The organism is Paenibacillus sp. LHD-38 (genome assembly GCF_031157315.1).
GTDB lineage: Bacteria > Bacillota > Bacilli > Paenibacillales > Paenibacillaceae > Pristimantibacillus.
This window is the reverse complement of record NZ_JAVIFU010000013.1, coordinates 100,774-117,375: the sequence shown is the minus strand read 5'-3', so window position 1 is coordinate 117,375 and position 16,602 is coordinate 100,774. Positions and strand designations below refer to the sequence as shown.

The 16,602-nt window shown below is 46.5% G+C and carries 18 protein-coding genes; 17 read left to right on the top strand and 1 reads right to left on the bottom strand.

What is annotated here, in order from left to right:
• Positions 1-101 precede the first annotated feature (101 nt).
• Positions 102-1,199: a bifunctional diaminohydroxyphosphoribosylaminopyrimidine deaminase/5-amino-6-(5-phosphoribosylamino)uracil reductase RibD gene (gene ribD / locus RCO25_RS13520; protein ID WP_308996672.1), complete on the top strand. Its 1,098-nt coding sequence runs from the start codon at positions 102-104 to the stop codon at positions 1,197-1,199.
• A gap of 186 nt (positions 1,200-1,385) precedes the next feature.
• Positions 1,386-2,045, top strand: a complete 660-nt coding sequence (ribE, locus tag RCO25_RS13515) for a riboflavin synthase (protein WP_308996671.1) — start codon at positions 1,386-1,388, stop codon at positions 2,043-2,045.
• Positions 2,046-2,158: 113 nt separating this feature from the next.
• On the opposite strand, the gene RCO25_RS13510 is transcribed toward ribE, so the two are convergent.
• Positions 2,159-2,467: a hypothetical protein gene (locus RCO25_RS13510; protein ID WP_308996670.1), complete on the bottom strand. Its 309-nt coding sequence runs from the start codon at positions 2,465-2,467 to the stop codon at positions 2,159-2,161.
• A gap of 587 nt (positions 2,468-3,054) precedes the next feature.
• Here RCO25_RS13510 and RCO25_RS13505 point away from each other — a divergent pair.
• From RCO25_RS13505 to RCO25_RS13435, 15 genes are all read left to right on the top strand, one after another.
• Positions 3,055-4,290 (top strand): bifunctional 3,4-dihydroxy-2-butanone-4-phosphate synthase/GTP cyclohydrolase II, encoded by a 1,236-nt coding sequence (locus tag RCO25_RS13505; RefSeq protein WP_308996669.1) that lies wholly within the window; start codon positions 3,055-3,057, stop codon positions 4,288-4,290.
• A gap of 23 nt (positions 4,291-4,313) precedes the next feature.
• Positions 4,314-4,784 carry a 6,7-dimethyl-8-ribityllumazine synthase gene (gene ribH / locus RCO25_RS13500; RefSeq protein ID WP_139994612.1) on the top strand — a complete coding sequence of 157 codons (471 nt, stop codon included), beginning with the start codon at positions 4,314-4,316 and terminating at the stop codon, positions 4,782-4,784.
• A gap of 35 nt (positions 4,785-4,819) precedes the next feature.
• Entirely contained in the window at positions 4,820-5,599 is a 780-nt protein-coding gene (locus RCO25_RS13495; RefSeq protein WP_308996668.1) for a segregation and condensation protein A, read from the top strand.
• Positions 5,568-6,170 carry an SMC-Scp complex subunit ScpB gene (scpB, locus tag RCO25_RS13490; protein WP_308996667.1) on the top strand — a complete coding sequence of 201 codons (603 nt, stop codon included), beginning with the start codon at positions 5,568-5,570 and terminating at the stop codon, positions 6,168-6,170. Before RCO25_RS13495 ends, scpB begins: the two co-directional genes overlap by 32 nt.
• Before the next feature lie 58 nt (positions 6,171-6,228).
• Positions 6,229-6,921 carry a DUF2953 domain-containing protein gene (locus RCO25_RS13485; RefSeq protein ID WP_308996666.1) on the top strand — a complete coding sequence of 231 codons (693 nt, stop codon included), beginning with the start codon at positions 6,229-6,231 and terminating at the stop codon, positions 6,919-6,921.
• Positions 6,894-7,376 (top strand): GerW family sporulation protein, encoded by a 483-nt coding sequence (ytfJ, locus tag RCO25_RS13480; protein ID WP_308996665.1) that lies wholly within the window; start codon positions 6,894-6,896, stop codon positions 7,374-7,376. Before RCO25_RS13485 ends, ytfJ begins: the two co-directional genes overlap by 28 nt.
• 135 nt (positions 7,377-7,511) lie before the next feature.
• Entirely contained in the window at positions 7,512-8,696 is a 1,185-nt protein-coding gene (locus RCO25_RS13475; RefSeq protein WP_374992110.1) for a D-alanyl-D-alanine carboxypeptidase family protein, read from the top strand.
• Positions 8,697-8,760: 64 nt separating this feature from the next.
• Positions 8,761-9,414, top strand: coding sequence for a nucleoside recognition domain-containing protein (locus RCO25_RS13470; protein WP_308996663.1), 654 nt, complete (start codon positions 8,761-8,763; stop codon positions 9,412-9,414).
• Between the two features lie 25 nt (positions 9,415-9,439).
• On the top strand, positions 9,440-9,943 hold the full coding sequence (locus RCO25_RS13465; protein ID WP_183568153.1) for a spore maturation protein: 504 nt from the start codon (positions 9,440-9,442) through the stop codon (positions 9,941-9,943).
• A gap of 54 nt (positions 9,944-9,997) precedes the next feature.
• Positions 9,998-10,744, top strand: a complete 747-nt coding sequence (locus RCO25_RS13460) for a pseudouridine synthase (protein WP_308996742.1) — start codon at positions 9,998-10,000, stop codon at positions 10,742-10,744.
• An 87-nt stretch (positions 10,745-10,831) separates the two neighbouring features.
• On the top strand, positions 10,832-11,362 hold the full coding sequence (gene resA, locus RCO25_RS13455; RefSeq protein WP_308996661.1) for a thiol-disulfide oxidoreductase ResA: 531 nt from the start codon (positions 10,832-10,834) through the stop codon (positions 11,360-11,362).
• Positions 11,363-11,379: 17 nt separating this feature from the next.
• The gene (gene resB / locus RCO25_RS13450; RefSeq protein ID WP_308996741.1) at positions 11,380-13,038 is read left to right on the top strand and encodes a cytochrome c biogenesis protein ResB; all 1,659 of its coding nucleotides are present in this window, start codon (positions 11,380-11,382) and stop codon (positions 13,036-13,038) included.
• On the top strand, positions 13,035-14,294 hold the full coding sequence (gene ccsA / locus RCO25_RS13445; protein WP_308996660.1) for a cytochrome c biogenesis protein CcsA: 1,260 nt from the start codon (positions 13,035-13,037) through the stop codon (positions 14,292-14,294). Before resB ends, ccsA begins: the two co-directional genes overlap by 4 nt.
• 27 nt (positions 14,295-14,321) lie before the next feature.
• The gene (locus tag RCO25_RS13440) at positions 14,322-15,038 is read left to right on the top strand and encodes a response regulator transcription factor (protein WP_308996659.1); all 717 of its coding nucleotides are present in this window, start codon (positions 14,322-14,324) and stop codon (positions 15,036-15,038) included.
• Complete coding sequence (locus RCO25_RS13435) at positions 15,039-16,502, top strand: HAMP domain-containing sensor histidine kinase (RefSeq protein ID WP_308996658.1); 1,464 nt, start codon at positions 15,039-15,041, stop codon at positions 16,500-16,502. It begins immediately after the preceding gene.
• Positions 16,503-16,602 lie beyond the last annotated feature (100 nt).

The window sequence follows — 16,602 nt, the reverse complement described above, 5'->3', positions numbered from 1 at the left end:
GGCCATTAAAGCCGACAACGTCGATCGGTTTTGTCGTAGTTCTCAGTTTGTCTTTCATCACCCCTGTCGGATTGTTTGCCGATAGGGGTGTTTTGTTGTTCATGGACATTTTAAATGATGAGTATTACATGGGGTTAGCGCTAGAGATGGCTTCAAAGTCTTCTGGTCAAACCGGAATTAATCCGGTCGTCGGTTGTGTTGTGGTGAAGGATGGACGAATTATCGGAATTGGAACGCATCTGAAACGCGGCACAGGTCATGCCGAAGTGCATGCCCTGCAAATGGCAGGCGCTGAGGCGGAAGGCGCAACTGTTTATGTGACACTTGAGCCCTGCAGTCATTTCGGTAAAACGCCGCCATGCTGTGAGCGCATTATCGATGCAAAAGCTGCGAGGGTTGTAGTCGCAAGCGGCGATCCGAACCCAGAGGTATCCGGCAGAGGAATTGCAAGGCTTCGTGAAGAAGGCATCGACGTTACGGTAGGGGTGCTCGAGCAGCGGTCTCAGCAGCTTAACGAGAAATTCAATAAGTACATTACGACGCGTCTTCCTTTTGTAACCCTTAAGACTGCAAGCACACTTGATGGGAAAATAGCATCTCGAACTGGCGATAGCCGCTGGGTGACGGGGACGGCTGCTCGGGAACAGGTTCATACGCTGCGTCATCAGCATGAGGCCATTATGGTTGGTATCGGTACTGTGCTCGCAGATGATCCGCTCTTAAATACGAGAGCAGCAGTCCCGGCTATTGATCCCGTGCGCATAATTGTGGACTCTACACTGCGGCTGCCATTGGATGCTCGGGTAGTAGTCGATCGCTCCGTTCGTACCATCGTTTTGACCTCTGGCCAAGCAAGTGAAGATCGCCGACATGCTTTGGAAGCAGCGGGCATTGAAGTCGTGACTTGCGGGTCTGATGAGAAGGTTGATCTTATTGCCGGTATGAAAAAGCTAGGTGAGCTTGAGATCGGTTCGATCTTGCTTGAGGGCGGGGGACAACTAAACGGTGCAATGCTGGAAGCGGGTCTAATCGATAAAATCGTTCTTTATTACGCAGCAAAAATTATTGGCGGAGTTGACGCGCCAGGCGCTTTCACTTTTGCTGGTTTTGAGAAAATGGCAGATGCCGTTCAATTGGAACGTGTGAGTGTAGAAATGGCAGGCGAAGATATTTGCGTCTCCGGATATCCCGTTTATTAAAAGTTAAGGCATGCGGGTTAAACCTAATAATGTTCATAGCTTATAAGTCTGTTTTTTCGCACATCGCCGCTTAAAATTGAAGAATAGATCTTACGTTCGCTGAACCAGGCGACATAAATTTGCAAAACTTTGAATCATGCTTACGAAGTAGGTTTTGCAGTCGCAAAACCTTTGAGGAGGACGCTCATGTTTACCGGATTAGTGGAAGAAGTGGGGAAAATGAAAGGAATTACGAAGCAGGGCGAGGCGATGCGACTGGTAATCGGGGCAACTCATGTGACGGATGGTGTCATGCTTGGGGACAGCATCTCGGTCAACGGTGTTTGTTTAACCGTTACATCTTTTGACTCTTCATCGTTTTCTGCTGACGTCATGCCAGAGACGTACCGTAAGTCCAGTCTTCACCAGCTTCGTGCTGGTGAACGAGTGAATCTAGAACGTGCAATGCAAGCTGGCGGAAGATTTGGCGGTCATATTGTTCAAGGCCATGTAGACGGCACTGGCAAAATCGTCAATCGAAATTCGGATGCGAACGCGGTCGTGTATAAGATTCAATTAGAGGATTCCGACATGCTGCGCTATGTCATTCCTATGGGCTCCATAACCATCGACGGTATTAGTTTAACTGTTGTGGATACTTCCGGACATTCCTTATCAGTGTCGATCATTCCACATACGCTTGGCGAGACTGCCTTACAGCACAAGCATGCAGGCGATACCGTCAACATAGAATGCGATGTGATCGGCAAATATGTCGATCATCTGCTTCATTTCAAAAAGCCTGAGGCTGCCAAAGCCGAGTCCAAGCTCAGCACGGCATTCCTGTTGGAGAATGGTTTCTTATAACTTGATTTAGTTGAATGATTAGATTAATTAATAGGGCTGCCAAATAAAATTCATTCGTTAATTATTTGCAGATCAGTGTAAGCCGAGTGTTCAATTAACGGTAATTTCTCAAGTTAATTTAACTCAAACGGTTCAAATAGCTCATTTAACTGGAATTTCTCCATGTAAATTAGAGCATTCTCTTCCATTGAATGAAATTTGCTGATATTAGATGGAGAAATTCCAGTTAATTCGTCTAAATCATTGTAAACATTATTATTAACTGGAGAATATCCATTTAATTTATTTATTGCAGAAGCTGGGTTGTTAATCCTTAAGGTCTGGTTGTCTGCTCCTAAAAGTAACCAAAGCCCATAAGCCCATCCTCCAAATAGTAAAGCGTGTCCCGCAAGGTCGAAAGCGATCCACCGCAGACGCAGCACAAATGTATCGGTTTGGCTTCCGCGTCAGTCCAATTGCAGGTGTCCAGAGGACGCAGTCCTCGGGGCCCTCCCTTGGAAGGGAGGGTTTTGGTGGGTTCGAAAAGCCTTTAAAGGTTTGGTTGAATCTTTAAAGGTTTGGTTGAATCTTTAAAGGTTTGGTTGAATCTTTAAAGGTTGGGTTGAATCTTTCGAAGGTTTATTGAACCTTTAAGGTTGGGTTGAATCCTTAAAGTTTGGATGAAGCCTTAAAGTTTTGATGAAGCCTTATAAGGTTTGTTGATCCTTTAAAGGTCTTGTTGTCTGTTCGTAAAAGTAACCAAAGCTCATCCTCCAAAAAGTAAAGCGTGTCCTGCAGGGACGAAAGCGATCCGCCGCAGACGCAGCACACATGCACCGGTTTGGCTCCCGCGTTAGTCCAATTGCAGGTGTCCAGAGGACGCAGTCCTCGGGGCCCTCCCTTGGAAGGGAGGGTTTGGGTGGGTTCGAAAAGCCTTGAAGGTTTGGATGAAGCCTTTGAAGGTTTGGATGTAGCCTTTGAAGGTTTGGTTGTAGCTTTAGCATGGTTGTCACAAAGGAGGGAATCCCATATGGAACATACAGAAAAAAGTCCATTTGATAGAATCGAGGATGCGTTGGAGGATCTTAAGCTCGGTAAGCCGGTTATTGTCGTAGATGACGAAGATCGGGAAAACGAGGGTGATCTTATCGCGCTAGCTGATAGAACGACACCGGAGGTCATTAATTTTATGATCACCGAAGCCCGGGGCCTTGTGTGTGTACCTATAACGCAGGAACGTGCGGAACAGCTTGATTTGCCGCCAATGGTCACGCATAATACGGATTATCATGGCACAGCGTTCACCGTGTCCGTCGATTACGCGGGGACTACCACCGGTATTTCGGCGTTCGAGCGCTCGGAAACGGTCAAGGCGTTAATTGACCCATCTACAAAAGCATCTGATTTCCGCAGACCGGGCCATATTTTCCCGCTCATTGCAAAGTCAGGCGGCGTGCTTCGCCGCGCAGGTCACACCGAGGCGGCCATCGATCTGGCTGTTATGTGCGGATCAGCACCGGCTGGGGCAATTTGTGAAATTATAAATGAAGACGGTACGATGGCCCGTTTGCCTGATCTGCTTGTCTTTAAAGAGAAGCACAATCTAAAGCTCATTACGATTCAAGAGCTTATTCAGTACCGCAATGCAAAGGAAAAGCTGGTAGAGCGTGCGGTTGATGTTAATCTGCCTACGGATTTCGGTACTTTCCGCGCGATTGCGTATACGAATTTTGTTGACAATAAGGAGCATATAGCGCTTATTAAAGGCGACATCGAGCCTGAACGTCCACAGCTGGTAAGAGTCCATTCCGAGTGCTTGACGGGGGATGTATTTCACTCTCATCGTTGTGATTGCGGTCCTCAGCTCGAAGCGGCACTTAAGCAAATTGAAGAAGCAGGGAGCGGTGTGCTGCTCTATATGCGTCAAGAAGGAAGAGGCATTGGTTTGATCAACAAATTAAAGGCCTACGAGCTGCAAGAGCAAGGTTTGGATACGGTTGATGCAAATTTAAAGCTTGGTTTTCCGGCTGATTTGCGCGATTATGGTATTGGCGCTCAAATTTTGAAGGATCTTGGCGTACGCCAAATGCGTTTGATGACAAATAATCCGCGCAAAATTAAAGGGCTCGAGGGTTATGGCTTAGAGGTCGTGGAACGTGTTCCGATTCAAATGGAGACGAAGGAAGATAATAAAAGTTATCTGCGAACCAAGAAATCTAAGCTGGGACATTTACTTAGCTTTGAAGATATTGACTATATCATTTAATATAACGAGAGGAAGATGACAAAATGGCACGTATTTATGAGGGACATTTAGTATCAGAAGGTTTAAAATATGGAGTAGTAGTAGGACGTTTCAACGAGTTTATTTCAAGCAAGCTTCTTGGAGGAGCATTGGATGCTTTTAAGCGCCACGGTGCACAGGATTCTGACGTTGAAGTCGCTTGGGTTCCAGGTGCATTCGAAATTCCGCTAATCGCGCAAAAAATGGCTGAGAGCGGAAAATACGACGCGGTTATCACCCTTGGCGCGGTCATTCGCGGATCAACGCCGCATTTTGATTTTGTTTGCAATGAAGCGGCTAAGGGCGTTGCAGCAATCGCGCTGAAAACAGGTATCCCAACGATTTTTGGCGTACTCACGGTGGATTCGATTGAGCAAGCTATCGAGCGTGCTGGCACAAAAGCAGGAAATAAAGGTTACGAGGCTGCTGCCAGCGCAATTGAAATGGCGAATTTGACAAAGCAATTGCAAGGTTAAGCTGCGAAGTTAAGGCTAGGCGGGAGGAAATGTAAGTGTCGGTGCTTTATAAGCTGGATTCTTTTGAGGGGCCGCTTGATCTATTGCTTCACTTGATCGACAAAGCCGAAATCGATATCCATGAAGTGTCTATCAGCGAGATTACGATTCAATATATGGATTACTTGCATGCGATGAAGGAGCTGGAGCTGGAGGTTACGAGTGAGTTTCTAGTGATGGCGGCTACCCTCTTGGCGATAAAGAGCAAGCAGCTTCTTCCTAAGCCTCCCGTATTTGAGGATGATTACGAGGATTGGCCTGATGATGGTCTGGATCCGCGAGACGAGCTCATACAGAAGCTCGTAGAATACAGAAAGTTCAAGCAAATTGCCGAACAGCTGCGCGAGAAGGAAGTCGAGCGCAGCCTTGTTTATTCTCGTGAACCGGAAGATATGACGCCATTCATGAAGGAAGAGAAGGTTAACCCAGTGGAGGGCGTCCATCTGTCTGATTTAATTTCTGCCTTTCAGAAGGCACTGCGACGGGCAGCAAGACGCAATGTCGTTGCAACGGTTCAGCGTGACGAGATTTCTGTCAAGGATCGCATTCGAGATATCGTGGATGTGCTAAAGCAATTTGAAACGGTTCGTTTTTCGCGTCTCATTCGTGAAAATATGGACAGGCACGAAATCGTGGTCACTTTTCTTGCGATTCTGGAGCTTATGAAAATGAAGCAAGTACGCTGCTTTCAGCATCAGCTCTTTGACGACATCGTTATTCATTGGAGAGGAGAGTCGTCTCAAATTGGATTATCAGAAGTTGAAGACAATTATTGAGGGTTTGCTGTTTATGGCAGGCGATGAGGGTCTGACTAAGCGGCAGCTCGCAGATATTTTAGAGCTTGACGCGGATCTTGCCTCCGATTTGGTATATGATTTGCAGCGTGACCTCGAACGCGAGGGACGCGGCATTCAAATTGCGGAGGTTGCTGCTTCATATCGGCTAACCACACATTTGGAGCACGCTCCGTATTTTGAGCGGATGGCTTATACACCCACTCGTTCACAGCTTTCACAGGCTGCGCTAGAGACACTCTCTATCGTAGCTTATCGTCAACCCATCACGAGAATCTCAATTGAAGAAATCCGTGGTGTAAAGAGCGATAGGGCGATTCAATCGCTCGTATCAAAAGATCTAATCGAAGAGGTTGGCCGTGCCGAGCAGATTGGCCGCCCGATATTATACGGAACAACGAAATCATTTTTAGATTACTTTGGATTACCTTCCATCAAAGAACTGCCAGAACCAGGAAACGTGGATATCGATGATGCGCTTGAGGAGCAGACTCAGTTACTTTTCGATCGGCTTGATGGTCAGCAGATGACAATTGAAGAAATAAAAGAATGAGAATTGGCCGCCGGGTCATACTATATTCAACCCATATTAGGGAAACGGAGGAAGCATCATGATGCTCGGTTACCCTTACGGTTGGATAACGGCGGCCAGTCTCTTTTTTTTGCTCATTTTAGTTGTTGTCTTAAGCTCGCAGGTTGTCATTAAAGGTCAGATGCGGCGAATTGGCAACGATGATGATGCAGAAGTGAACATAAAAGCACTTTTCGGAATAATCCGATATACCAAGAAAGTGCCGATTATGCAATTTACCGGTACATCTATCCAACTGAAGGAAGAGGTCTCGAATACGAGCGCGGGAATCAACACATGGAAGCAATTCAATGAGGAAATTGATGCCGATAAGGTCGCAAATGCCATCGATAAATTTAAGCATCTGCTCCAAATGACACGTAATCTAACGGGTTGGGTGAGAAAGACTTTAACGAAGGTGCGGCTATTGGAGTGGAACTGGTCTACGTCTGTAGGTACCGGTGATGCGATGTGGACCGCGATGTCAACTGGCCTGGTCTGGTCCGTAAAAACATCGATTATCGGCGTTTTGTCCCAAATGGTTAAGCTGAAAACAGAACCGAATATGAATGTTCAGCCCAATTATCAACAATCTGCTTTTACGACGGAATGGTCATGCATAGCCCAAATACGCTTCGGTTATGCTATCCTTGCCGGACTGCAACTTTTAGTTCGGATGAGGAAAATGAAAGGAGGCGTCAAAGCATGGCAGAACATCCTATTCAAGGTTTAATGCAAACCGCAATGGAAAATATTAAAGAGATGGTTGACGTCAATACGATCGTCGGTGACCCTGTACAAACGCCTGATGGCAGCATTATTATGCCAATTTCGAAAGTGGGGTTTGGATTTGTAGCAGGGGGCAGCGACATTCGATTAGATGATGCCGATCATAAAAACGGTTCACAGTCCGATGCGCAGCATGCCTCAGTATCCATGCCGTTCGGCGGTGGTAGCGGCGGCGGTGTATCCATTACACCTATCGCATTCTTGGTTGTAGGTACGCATGGCGTGAAAATTGTACCACTCGACAGCCAAACACATTTGCTTGAGCGGGTAATCGACTCCGCGCCTCATGTCTTCGAAAAGCTGCAATCGATGATGAAGCAGCCTTCCAGCACATCTGCATACGTCGATCCGTCCCCAACCGTAATAAGCGGACATGTCGAAGTAAATCACCTCTTATGACATAACTGCCCGAGAGGGCAGTTTTTCATTTTTATCGGGCTTTTCGTCTAGAGCAGAGTGTACAGGCATATACTGAAATAGACACAAGCTTTATCTACAAACGCTGCGAGAGGAGCAACATTGGATATGTACTTCATGAAACTGCGGAGGATTGCTGCTTTGAGTTTAATGGCAGCTTTGCTGATTGGGACAAGCAGCCTTCCGACAACAGCCTTGGCAAACCCAGGTCCACTCCATACGAATGCAAGAGCATCGGCTCTGATTGATGTTGAGTCTGGTCGGCTGTTGTTCAGCAGCAACGGCGACACTTCGATGCGGATAGCGAGCTTAACGAAAATTATGACGGCGATCGTAGCCATCGATAATGGCAAGCTGACCGATAAGGTCAAGACAAGCAAACGCGCTGTCGGTAAGGAAGGATCCTCGATTTATCTTCAGCTGGGCGAAGAAATGAGCCTGCTTAATATGCTTTATGGGCTAATGCTCAGATCCGGAAATGATGCCGCAACGGCTATCGCGGAGCATGTAGGCGGATCCGAGGAAGGTTTCGTACATCTGATGAATGAAAAAGCAACCTTTTTGGGTCTAACGCACACGCAATTTAAAAATCCACATGGCCTAGATGAGGAAGGTCATTATTCCTCAGCTAATGACCTGGCCAAGCTGACCGCATATGCTCTGAAAAACGAGGTATTTGCCGAAATCGTGAGCACACGAGTCAAAAAGGTGCCCAATCCGCATGAAAAATGGGAATACAGCTATACGAACAAAAACAAAATGTTGTCTATGTATGAAGGCGCAGACGGGGTGAAAACGGGATATACAAAAAAATCGCTTCGTTGTCTAGTCAGCTCCGCAACAAGAGAGGGGCAGCAGCTTGCGGCTGTTACGATTAATGACGGAGACGATTGGGCGGATCATCGTAAAATGCTCGATTGGGGCTTTGGCAATTATCCCTTAAAGGAGATTGCTGCCAAAGGACAGCAAATTTCCGGATATCCCTATACGATTGGACAATCCTTCAAATATCCGCTTGCGGAGGAAGAAGCAAACGATATTCAATCACGCCTGGTTCTGCACGAAATGGATTCTATTCGTTACACATTAGGTGAACGCGGAATATTGGAATGGCATATGAATAACGTCAAAATCGGAGCAGTACCCGTTTATGATGTGGCAAGCCCAAAGCTTGAGCAATCGATGAAATCGCAAAAATATTTACAATCGCTTGCTGATTTTCAAAAGGCCACAAACCAAGATCTGCGAAAGCCGATTTTTGGTTCGGTCATAAAAGTATTGGATGCATTATTTGAACATTAATTCCTATCAGCGCGGGAGACGTTGATGGAATACCGCAAGCTGCACAGTTGGGGAGGCGACCTTAATGGTAAACTGGATATGGTTGTTTTTCATCGTAGCGAGTGTTGTCGTTGCTGCGATTACAGGAAAGATGGATGCGGTGACGCAAGCTGCCTTTGAGGGGGCTAAATCTGGCGTCACCGTCAGCTTTGGTTTAATAAGCATCATGGTGTTTTGGCTCGGTATGATGCGAATCGCGGAGGACGCAGGTCTGCTTCAAACTTTGGCCCGTATGCTCGGACCCATTGTGAGGAAGCTGTTCCCTGATGTTCCTCCTAATCATCCGGCAATCGGCTACATTATGAGTAATTTAAGCGCCAATCTCTTTGGACTTGGCAATGCCGCAACACCTATGGGAATAAAAGCGATGCAGGAACTTCAGAAGCTTAATCCTGACCCTGCTACGGCAACACCTGCCATGTGCACGCTTCTGGCGCTCAACACCTCGAGTATCACGATTATTCCCACCACGTTAATCGCAATTCGGATGAATTACGGCTCAGCTAATCCAGCTGAAATTATTGGAACGACGCTTGCCGCAACCTTCGTCGCAACCTCCGCTGCAATTCTTGCCGACCGCTGGTACAGGAGAAAGTCACCACCGCCAATTACTCCTCCTCCTAAGCCAATCAGTATGAAGGCGGCATTGCCTGCTGCTGGAGGTGAGAGCGTTGTATAACCTTTTTACCAGTTTATCGGCTTGGATGATTCCGGCAATCATAGTTTTTATTCCGCTATACGCAGCACTTAGGCGCAAGGTACCCGTCTATGAGACCTTTGTCGAAGGGGCAAAAGACGGCTTTGGCACAGCCATAAACATAATTCCACATTTAGTAGGCATGATGGTCGCGATTAGTATGTTCCGTTCCTCTGGGGCACTGGAGTTAATGCTCTCGGCGGTAAGACCGCTATTCGATTGGGCAGGGATTCCAAGTGAAGTGCTCCCTTTAGGTATATTGCGCCCGCTGACAGGTGCAGGCTCTTTAGCCTTTACGACCGATCTTATCCAGACGTTTGGACCTGATTCCATGATCGGCAGGATTGCTTCAACCATCCAAGGCAGCACGGATACCACCTTGTATGTTCTGACGGTTTACTTTGGAGCTGTAGGCATCCGGAAATCCAGGTATGCGTTGAAAGTTGGCTTATTTTCAGATTTAGTCGGTTTTTTTGCTGCAATTTTAATTTGCTTATACATATTCGGTTAGTGAAGCTTGTACTTTCTTCTTCATATCGTTATGATGGAGATTGAGGTGAAAGCATTGGAACGTTTACAGAAAATATTAGCCGCAGCGGGAATCGCATCCCGTCGCAAGTGTGAAGAAATGATTTTGGCAGGGATGGTTGAGGTTAACGGTGAGAAGATCACGACGCTTGGCGTGAAAGCCGATCCTTCAGTCGATGCCATTACAGTTAATGGCAAGCCGATTCGAAGCGAGAAGAAGCTATATCTCATGCTCAACAAATCCAAGGGAGTTATCACAAGCGCCAAGGATCCTCAAGGCCGCAAAGTGGTTTCTGACTTCTTGCCAGGGATCAAAGAGAGAGTATATCCGGTCGGGCGATTGGATTATGATACGGAAGGGCTTCTTCTCCTAACAAATGATGGTGAATTCGCCAATTTATTAACACATCCGAGTCATCATGTTCCGAAAACCTATCGTGCAACGGTTAAAGGCGTTCCTCATGGAACGGCGCTGGAGCAGCTGCAAAAGGGGATCAAGCTGGAAGACGGCATGACCGCTCCTGCTGAAGTGGAATATCATGATGTGGACACGGACGGAAATGAAGCAACGATTACGATTACGATCTTTGAAGGCCGCAACCGTCAGGTTCGCCGGATGTTCGAAGCGATTGGACATAAGGTGACGAGATTGAAACGGATACGTTTTGGCGAGCTTGGACTTGAAAATCTAGGCAGAGGTAAGTATCGTCATTTAACGCCGCAGGAAATCAAAGAATTGCTTGACATTGCGAACAGCAAGACACATAAAGTTCATAAAAAGTAATCGACGGCGGCAGTAATTGCCGTCGACTTTTCGTTATAATGGTAATATTCGTGACTGCATAGACAGAAGCTGGTGGTGAATTCAATTATGGGAAAATCGCGCAAGACGGTTCAAGTTGTCATACTGATTGCCGTCTTGATCATTGGTGGGTATGCAATAGGATCTACCTTATTTGCCGCGGATGACAAAGGTCCTCTGAAAGAAGGCGACAAGCCGCCGGCTTTTAAGCTTGTTGATCTTGAGGGGAACTCTCGGCAATTGTCCGATTATGAAGGCAAAGCTGTCGTCGTTAATTTCTGGGGCACGTTCTGTCCGCCCTGCGTGAAGGAAATGCCGGAGTTCGAGAGACAGTATGCAAAATGGAAGGATCAAGGACTCGTTATCTTAGCTATTAATTTAAGCGAAGATACGTTAACCGTGAACAATTTTGTTCACCGCTTTGATTTGAATTATCCGATTTTGCGTGACGTCAATCGGAAAACGGAACGCAGCTATGGATTAAAATCCTATCCGACTACTTTTTTCATTAATCCGGACGGGACAATAATGGAAATCAAAGTAGGCGGTATGACAGAAGTAGAGATAGACGAACGGATTGAAAGGCTGCTTAAGCTGTAGGAGGTTTTACTGTGTTAGTGGTTGAGAACACAAAATGCGAGTGCGGCCATCAGAATTCGGTTGGCACCGTTCTTTGCGAGAGCTGTGGAAAGCCGCTCGAGAACAATGATATTTCTGACTTGCCTCTTGAAATGAGGTATGACGGGGTTGCCCGTCGTTCACAGAAGAGCAATCCGAATTTCATTGATAAGATATGGAATTTTTTCTCCTCCGTCAAGATTGCGATTTATTTAATCGTCATTACTTTTTTGACAGCAATGTTAGGAACAATTTATCCGCAGGAAAACACCTTTCTAAATAACTTTGATCCTTCAGTTTATTACGAGGAGACGTACGGACTGCCGGGCAAGCTTTATTATTTGTTTGGATTGACGCATACGTACGAAACCTGGTGGTTCATTGGGTTGCTGGTCATGATCGGGACGTCGCTTGTCATTTGCAGTTTGGATCGGGTGCTGCCGTTATACCGTGCGCTGAGCAAGCAGCAAATTCGCAAGCACTTACAGTTCATTCATCGCCAAAAGACTGTGTACAAGCAGTCCATAGAAGGCAATGAGGAGCATTGGGTGGAGAAATTCGGAGAGCAGCTCAAGCGAAAGGGCTACCGCATCCATCGCGACGGTTCCGCGCTGCTCGCGGAGAAAAATCGTTTTAGCCGCTGGGGTCCTTACATTAACCATATCGGGCTAATCTTGTTTCTCTTGGCTATTTTGGCAAGGAGCATTCCTAGCTGGCAAATGGACAGCTACATAACGATTCCCGACGGTGATACCGTACAAATCGCGGACACGAATTATTTTGTCAAGAATGAAAAGTTTACCGTTGAGTATTACAAGGACGATGAGCTGCCTGATAAGCTTAAAGGCACAGCACGCGCAAAGCTTTTTGAAACAAAAGCGGTGCTTTATGAATGCTTGAGCAACTGTTCGGATCAATCGCAACAGCCAGAGCTCAAAGAAGTTAAGCGGCATAATATCATTGTGAACGAGCCGCTAAAGTATAAGGGGTTAAAGCTGTATCAATTTGACTTTGATACGACGCCTCGTTTAAATGCCGTTCATCCTATTCTCGTAAACAAGGAGACAGGGGAAAAATACGGGCCGTTTGATCTTCCCATGAAGGATTCGGCCTTGCAGCATAAGCTTGGTCCATACACGCTTGATTTGTATGCCAATTACATGGAATTCGCTATTGGCGACAATGGCGAACCAACGACCTTGTCCCGTGATCCGATTGCTCCGGCGTTCGTCTTTAACGTTAAAGGACCTGGACTTGAACCTAATGGCGAGCCGTATATGTATTTCCCTATGCAGAAGGATAAGGTAAAGTTTTCGCAGGATGCGATCAATCATGCTATCGCGGATAAAATTGAAATACGCGTCGACGGGATGGAAAATGTAGATTTTTCGGAAGCGTCAACTTACTTAAATGTGCGTATGGACAAGGCGCTGCCTTATGTATGGATCGGAGCAGCCTTCTCGATGATCGGACTGTTGATGGGATCTTATTGGCAGCATCGCCGGATATGGCTGCGCATTGATGACGGCGAGCTTTCATTGGGTGCTCACACAAACAAAAACTGGTACGGTATGCGCTCAGATGTAGCGGGAGCGCTTCAAAAAATAGGGATAACCGTAGATCCGAAGTCGCTTGATAACGGAGGGAACAGCGCGTGAGTTTAGTTGATTTTAGCAGCGACGCATTTATCGTCGCATTTTTTCTTTATTGTTTTGCTTTTATGTTTTATGTAATCGCGATTGCAGGTAAGAAATGGAGTAACCGTGACCCTTTGCAGCACGAGAAACGCTGGGGACGCATTGCATTTATCACGTCGAGTCTTGGATTAGCCTCGCATCTGACCTTCTTCTTCACAAGATGGGCAGGCAGCGGGCAAATTCCAACGAGTAATATGTATGAATTTATGACCTTCCTCGGAATGGCAATCATGATTGCTTTTACAATTGTATTTGCCATCTATAGAAAACCTTTGCTAGGTATGTTCTCACTGCCGCTCACGGTTATTATCGTTGCATACGCATCTGTATTTCCGCAAGAAGTACAGCCGTTGATACCGGCTCTTAATAACTATTGGCTCAAAGTGCATGTCACTACAGCAGCGCTGGGCGAGGCGTTTTTTGCGGTTGGTTTCGCCGCAGGCCTCATGTACCTGCTTCGTGTAGTCGATTTTAAAGGCAAAACGAAGGAAGCAAAAAAAGCGCAGTTTTGGGTGGAATTCTCGTTATACTCGATTATTCTAATCGTAGGCTTTATCGTAGCTGTCTTTGCATTCCGTGGAGCAGGCTACGAAGCGCAATTTATTCAAGAAAAGTCTAGCATCGATGGAAAAGGAATTGAGACGACGACTACGGAAACAGTCGATTATTCGCTGCCGCCAATCGTTAAGCCTTATAATAGCGATATCGTTAAGTATGATACTTTCCTTGGCATGAAGGAGCCCTTGTTTGAAGCTCCTTATTGGATGAATGGCGCGAATTCGGGTCGCAAGCTTAATACCGTTGTTTGGTCAATCATCGCTGGCTCCTTGCTTTACGGATTGCTGCGTCTCGTGTTCCGCAAGCCGCTCGGCGCAGTTATACATCCGGTTATGGAGGGTGTTGACCCCGAAGATTTGGATGAAATCAGCTACAGATCGATAGCGATCGGGTTTCCAATTTTCACGCTAGGAGCCTTGATATTCGCCATGATCTGGGCCAATATAGCATGGGGCCGTTTCTGGGGCTGGGATCCGAAGGAAGTTTGGGCCCTTATTACATGGCTGTATTACAGTGCTTACTTGCACTTCCGATTATCGCGCGGCTGGCAAGGAAAACGTTCCGCTTGGCTCGCAGTAATCGGCTTTGTCGTCGTATTGTTCACGCTCGTGGGCGTTAACCTTGTCATTGCAGGTTTACATTCCTATTCTGGTGTTTAGTATTTAGATTGAGAGGAGTATTGCCTTATGTCTGATTATTCAAGCCGTATATTGGTCGTAGATGATGAAGAACGCATTCGTCGACTGCTCAAGATGTATTTAGAGAAGGAAGGCTATACAATCGATGAAGCTGAAGACGGTGAAACAGCTCTTAGATTAGCTTCGAATACCGATTATGCGCTCATCTTGCTTGATGTGATGCTTCCGGGAATTGACGGCGTAGAGGTATGCTCCCGCTTGCGTCAAGTAAAGGCAACCCCAGTTATTATGCTAACCGCAAAAGGCGAAGAGATGAACCGAGTACAGGGATTTGAGGTTGGAGCAGACGATTATGTGGTTAAACCATTTAGCCCTCGCGAAGTCATATACCGTGTAAAAGCGATATTAAGACGTTCATCTGCTACGGCGTTTCTAACCAAAGAGATCAATTCAAGCAATAACATTGTGTTCCCTCATCTCATTATCGAGCATGATGCTCACCGTGTAACCGCAGGGGGACATGAAGTGAGCTTAACGCCTAAAGAATATGAGCTGCTGCATTACTTGGCAGTGTCGCCCGATAAAGTGTTTTCACGTGAAGAACTGCTTAAGGATGTTTGGAATTACGAGTTTTTTGGCGATTTACGTACGGTTGATACCCATGTTAAACGTTTAAGAGAGAAATTGAATAAGGTGTCTCCTGATGCGGCGTCAATGATAACCACCGTGTGGGGCGTTGGCTATAAGCTAGAGGTGCCTAAGTAAATGGGCTTGTGGCAGCGTTTGGCAGGCAAGCTCTGGCGCAGCGTAGTTGGCAAGCTCTGGGCGACCATTATGCTGCTTGTTGCTGTTGTACTTTTGATTGTTGGTGTGTTTTTACTGCAGTACGTTGACATCTGGGTTGAAACCAATACGCATCAAGTGAAAGTGCTGTTCGTCTTAACTGCGATTATCGGCTTTTTATTATCTACCTTTTTTGCGTTTTTCCTATCCAAGAAGATTCAGCAGCCGCTGCTGCAGCTGAAAGACGCTGCCGTCTCCATCTCGCAGGGGAATTACTCTACAAGAGTGGATATACGCTCCAGCGATGAGATAGGAGAACTGGCGCAAACCTTTAATCATATGACGGAGCAGCTGGATAAGCTCATTCATGATTTAAACCATGAAAAAAATCATCTTGCGAGCATTTTGCGAAGCATGGGCGATTCGGTTATAACTTTTGATGCCGATGGAAAAATAATTCTGACCAATCCGAGCGGACACTTGCTGATTAATCAGTGGTCAGGCGTTGAGAAGGCTTGGCAGGAAGATTTATTTGAAAGCTCATCTTCCTACAGCGAGGTTCCTATGCCGCTGCGAGAGCTGTTTCAGAGCGTCATGGAAGAAGGGCGCGATGCGACGGATAAGGTGCATGTATTAAGCAGCGTTTGGTCAGCCGTAATGGCTCCGCTTCAGTCTAAAGGGGTCATTCGGGGGGCAGTCGCGGTCATTCGGAATGTGACGGAGGAGCATAAGCTCGAGAAGCTCAGAAGAGATTTTGTGGCTAACATTTCCCATGAGATCAGAACTCCGCTCTCTATGCTTCAAGGTTATAGCGAAGCTTTGCTAGATGACATTGTGGTTTCTGAAGAAGATCGGAAAGAGCTAGTTCAGGTTATTTATGACGAATCGCTTCGTATGGGCAGACTGGTGAATGATTTTCTGGATATTGCCCGCATGGAAGCAGGTCACGTTGATATGAACTTCCAAAAGGTCGATCTTAGTCATGTTCTTAAACGGGTACATCGGAAATTCCAGGTGTATGCAAAGGAACGCGAGGTGAGGCTGCTTGCGGAATTGCCGCAGGAGCCGCTGCTGGTTAAAGAAGCGGACGAGGACAGGTTGGAGCAAGTTTTAACTAACCTGCTCGATAATGCGCTGCGGCATACCCCTTCAGGAAAATCAATTTCCATTGCCGGCAAGCATGAGAATGTCAATGGCAGCCAGTATGTTCAGCTTAGCGTAAGAGACGAGGGCCAAGGGATCCCTTCTGAAGATGTGCCTTATATCTTTGAACGCTTTTACAAGGCGGATAAAGCGCGTAAACGCGGTTCTTCAAGCGGTACCGGTCTTGGTCTTGCCATTGTTAAAAATCTAATCGACCTGCATCATGGACGAATAGTTGTCGAGAGCAGTGCTGGAACGGGAACTTCGTTTACGTTACTGATCCCTGTCGAAGCTCATCAGTAGTTGTCACAGCGCTCCTAAGGGGGCGCTTTTTTTGTAGAATACAGCAGATAATTCTTGTTGCTCGTGAAACAAAAAGAGCCAATCGAATCATTCGATTGGC